General features: G+C 42.2%; 4 protein-coding genes and 1 pseudogene. All 5 read left to right on the forward strand.

The window, feature by feature from the left end; genetic code table 11:
- Positions 1-660: RHS repeat-associated core domain-containing protein (locus BLR20_RS26265; RefSeq protein ID WP_074595115.1), on the forward strand; the 660-nt coding region annotated here is incomplete at its 5' end.
- A gap of 4 nt (positions 661-664) precedes the next feature.
- Positions 665-1315 (forward strand): hypothetical protein, encoded by a 651-nt coding sequence (locus BLR20_RS26270; protein WP_054993137.1) that lies wholly within the window; start codon positions 665-667, stop codon positions 1313-1315.
- A gap of 157 nt (positions 1316-1472) precedes the next feature.
- Positions 1473-1943: an SMI1/KNR4 family protein gene (locus BLR20_RS26275; RefSeq protein WP_074595116.1), complete on the forward strand. Its 471-nt coding sequence runs from the start codon at positions 1473-1475 to the stop codon at positions 1941-1943.
- 154 nt (positions 1944-2097) lie between these two features.
- A complete protein-coding gene (locus BLR20_RS26280) occupies positions 2098-2574 on the forward strand; it encodes a hypothetical protein (protein WP_074595117.1) in 477 nt (158 codons plus the stop codon).
- Between the two features lie 172 nt (positions 2575-2746).
- Positions 2747-2880: pseudogene (locus BLR20_RS28210) on the forward strand (RHS repeat domain-containing protein); the annotation flags it as partial.

Raw genomic sequence — 2880 nt, forward strand, 5'->3', positions numbered from 1 at the left:
ACCGACGCCGAAGGGCAGATCGTCTGGCAGGCCAAATATCGGCCGTGGGGGGCGATTGAGAAGCTGGTGGTGAACGAGGTCGAGCAGAACCTGAGGTTTCAGGGGCAGTATTTCGATGTGGAGACAGGGCTTCACTACAACACGTTTCGGTATTACGATCCGGAGATTGGACGGTTTATTACGCAGGATCCGATTGGGTTGAGTGGTGGGGATAATCTCTATCTGTATGCGCCTAATCCTTATGGGTGGGTTGATCCTTGGGGTCTGTGCAAGAGTGCTGCAAGTGGTGAAAAAGGACGACTTAAAGCCAAGCGTGATCTTGAGCGCAATAATTACGAGGTACTTGCAGAAGAACTGACAATGAAAGTTAACGGTAGCAGAATACGTGCGGACTTCGTGGCCAAAGATAAAAATGGTGTAATTCACGTATTTGAAGTAAAACACAGATCAGGCGGGCTCACAAAAAACCAAAAAGCAGCAGGCATATACAACATGTCCACACCTGCCAATACCACTATTCACTTAGGCGGGGGGGTGATCAAGCAATCAAAGGGAATTGCAGGGACTTTTAAAGTTGACACTAAAGGGCAGCGCGGCATTGAACTGGGCGGCAAAGGAGCAACTCACAATGCGATCTTTAGCATATTAAAATATAGGTAATTTTATGAGCTTGGAAAATAGAAAAATATTTGAAAACGAGCTATTAAAAGAGCTTAAAGCCATCACCCCCTCCAAGTTAATCGGCACAGACAAAATAAAAATTCTAGCATCTAAAAACAAACTAAAGTTTAAGTTTGAAAAAGCATATGTTGCCGAGCTTTATTTGGAGCACCTTACCAACGCCAATGGCTACTATCTCGGCTGGCACGTTTTCGGCGGGCCTATTTTCGAATGCACCGCAAATTTTATCGCTCCCTATAAAAGCAACCTACTGAACAAAGCGTGCAGCTCTTATACCACATTAAAAATAGAAGATAAAAAACTCACACTGGTGAGCGGTGGCGTATTAAAAACACCGACTCCTGAAGATGCCGTCGCTATAAGCAAGCATATCAGACAAGTTATCGAAGAAGATTACATACCAAAAATCGCAGGTTGCATAATTGCAAGCGAACGCACAATTCAAGACGTAAATGACGCCCCAAATATTTATGCATACCCTGCTATTTTTATACATTGCGCTATTATGCAGAATCCAAAAATCCTCAAAAAAGATTTATTTAAGAAAATAATCTCTAACAAGAAAATAATTAAAGACAATAATTTTGATTTAGAGCTATTAGAAAGCTATCTTGATAGCCAGCTAACTGATTAATATTACACCATAGGTTAATTGGGGCGGCTGGCCAAGAACATTGCGCCCAAGGCGCGCTGACCTACGACTAAGACTCACCTAGCCACCTGAACACGCGGGCGCTCTCCACCGAGAGATCTATTGGGAAAAGAGATCACTTAACTTTTGAAACGCACCTATGAATTATTTAGAAACTATTGAATCCGAAATAAATACAAGTGGAGAAGAGTTGACATTTGCAGGAAGTGCAAGTGATAGCTTAATTCTAGAATTCGAGAAAGAAATGGGGTTAAAGTTTCCCTACTCATACACGCTATTCCTTAAAAAATTTGGCGCATTATCATTCGCTGGGGACACATATTATGGAGCAACCAAAAGCGGATTAGCAGCCACTTCGATTCCCAGCGTATTTTTTGCAACAATGAAAGCACGCTCACAAGGCGATGCGGATTCAAAAATGGTTGTTATTCAGTCTTCCGGATACGGTCCAATATATTCTATTGACACTTCGATCAATAGCGGACCCAATGAGAACCCAATAATAGAAACAGAACTATCATTCAAAAGAGAACCCAACAAAAAAATAATATTTGAAAACTATGAACTATTCTTACTATCTACGATTAGAAAAGCAATCGAAGAGCTATGATACCAGCCTGGATTAATACTTTAGATCCGTGCGCAGCTCGAATATCACTTGAGGGTCTGCAGGGCGGCAGCTAGAGTGCGCCGTACTCAAGAGAAAGATTTAACTACGTCGAAAAACTTTTCCCTATCACCTTAACTGACATAAGACTATAACCATGAACATCGATGCGGAGCTTAAGAAAATAAAAGAAAGCCATTTTTTCTCTAACATGGGCGTTTCATTCTCTAGCGAAAAACGCATTATCTGCATAGAGAACGTACGAAAGGTATTTGTTGAGCCTTTGAACCTAGAATTTAAAGGATGCTATGCGGAGGTTGAGTGGCTCCCAACATCGCCAACTCAAGACGACCCATTTTATAAACTACCTAAACCATCCACAAAACTAATCGAGCTTAGAGTAAAAGTAAATAAATCTGTTATGGCAGCCACGAAAAATTTGGGCAAAGATCCTTTTTTGTGTGGACCACATGATTTTAGTGTTGCTGCCAGAAATGGAGTTTGCTTTGCTTTTCGACAGTATATATCTGAGTGCTACTATGGTCATGGCGTTCAGTGGAAGGAAGTCGTAGATATTTACTATAAGGGACACTGGCCTGTCGGCTTTACAAAAGACAGACTAGTGGTAATTTAGAAACCAAAGCCAACCAACATAAAATTTAAAAAACCTTAGAAAGACAATATACTTTTTATACCTCAAAGCTCTTTAAAAACCAAGCTAGCAGATGGGACTGCTAACATCGCGTTAGCCTCCCTTCTGTTTCATTGATGCACCCCACAAATCCAAATACCTGTGGTAGAACAATCTGGGCCGCCTGACACAGGAATCGTCGCCACAGGGCGCGCTGACCTACGACTACGATCCACTCAGCAACCTGACCACGCTGACCCTTCCCACCGGTCAGCACCTGAACCACCTGTATTACGGCAGCGGTCACCT

This window comes from Pseudomonas congelans (assembly GCF_900103225.1).
GTDB classification, from domain to species: Bacteria; Pseudomonadota; Gammaproteobacteria; order Pseudomonadales; family Pseudomonadaceae; genus Aquipseudomonas; species Aquipseudomonas congelans.

Bases quoted from the DNA above. Each gene is read 5' to 3' on its own strand.
- BLR20_RS26270 (WP_054993137.1), top strand. From the start codon at position 665: ATGAGCTTGGAAAATAGAAAAATATTTGAAAACGAGCTATTAAAAGAG.
- BLR20_RS26275 (WP_074595116.1), top strand. From the start codon at position 1,473: ATGAATTATTTAGAAACTATTGAATCCGAAATAAATACAAGTGGAGAA.
- BLR20_RS26280 (WP_074595117.1), top strand. From the start codon at position 2,098: ATGAACATCGATGCGGAGCTTAAGAAAATAAAAGAAAGCCATTTTTTC.